At 41.8% G+C, this 1,401-nt stretch carries 2 protein-coding genes; both read left to right on the forward strand.

What is annotated here, in order from left to right; all coding sequences use genetic code 11:
• Positions 1-339 precede the first annotated feature (339 nt).
• Positions 340-762, forward strand: a complete 423-nt coding sequence (mobA, locus tag D7V92_RS21790) for a conjugal transfer protein MobA (protein ID WP_024988826.1) — start codon at positions 340-342, stop codon at positions 760-762.
• Positions 763-1,014: 252 nt separating this feature from the next.
• A partial coding sequence (locus D7V92_RS22570; protein ID WP_370036714.1) for a DUF6597 domain-containing transcriptional factor occupies positions 1,015-1,401 on the forward strand: 387 nt, incomplete at its 3' end.

Here is a 1,401-nt window from a genome sequence, read left to right on the forward strand (position 1 = left end):
TTTCGATAAGTGGCTGCATATTGCGTCGATAGGTAGCCATTGTCCGGTTCAAACCACTGTCCGATACCGTGTTAAGGTGTAACTTTGTACCCGAACAGTGAGGAATACCCGGATGAAGCGACTTGGAGTTTGAAAGGTGTTTTCCCAATCCGACAAACGGAGGATTTTTGTGCCCTCAAAGACACAGCAAGATATATTTTCAGTTACCCGAATAATTCTAAGTAACTGAAAACACCTTCACCGCCGTGGGTAGAATTATCCTCCGCAGTCGGATAATTTCGGGGTTCCTTAATCAAAGATTAAACAATGGATGAACCATTAAATTAAAAGAACAAGAGAATGGAAAAGAAGAGCAAGTACGGGAGAAATCCCAAATTGAACCCGAAGACGCACTGCGTGATGGTGCGCTTCGATGATGAGGAATGGAACAAATTTCTCACGATGTACGAAGAATCACAGGTGTATGCGAAAGCTGTTTTTCTGAAGGCGCATTTCTTCGGGCAGAAGTTCAAGGTGCTGAAAGTGGACAAGACGCTGGTGGACTACTACACCAAACTGTCGGACTTCCACGCCCAGTTCCGTGCCATCGGTACGAACTACAATCAGGTCGTTAAAGAGTTGCGCATCCACTTTTCGGAGAAGAAGGCGATGGCGTTGCTCTACAAGTTGGAGAAACATACCATCGACCTTGTGAAACTGAGCCGGGAGATCGTGGAACTTTCAAGGGAGATGTATGCTAAGTGGGAACAACAGAAAGGATAAATTCCATTGTACACCTAAAAAATACTGTAGGTACACAGCCCTGTGAAATAATGCGAAACGCCGAGAATTTCATAGGGTCCACCATATCATCATCGGACGTCCGGAACTATATACGAAAGATGGGAATCGACCGAAAGGATTGAAAATATAATTCTTATCATAGAAACGACTTTGTCATTATGCGCAGTCGTTTCTATGTTTCATTTACCTCTTTTTACTTAGTAACTAACACGAAATTGCTACTTTTGTAAAATGATTCAAGAGAAGTTCAAATTTTACAAGCCATGTAAGCTATTGCAACCTTACGTGAGATATTATTGGGTATTCAAAAGTAACCAGTTTTTGAATACCCTGACTTTTCCTATCGGTTGCCCTCAAATCATCTTCCATAAGCAAACACCACTATATATTCCCGAATTGAATGTTATACAAGACAAACTTACCATCAGCGGACAAGTTAATTTTTCATCCCATTTGTATGCTGACGGCAATACAGAAATGATAGTGGTCGTGTTCCAGCCCCACGCCATGAGTATGTTTCTGAACATACCGACATCCCTTTTTTACAACCGGGAAGTTTCGGGCTATGATATTGAAAACAAAAGTTTGAATGAACTGGCTACACGAATATTCGACTGT

Source organism: Parabacteroides sp. CH2-D42-20 (genome assembly GCF_003670185.1).
Classification (GTDB): Bacteria; Bacteroidota; Bacteroidia; order Bacteroidales; family Tannerellaceae; genus Parabacteroides; species Parabacteroides distasonis.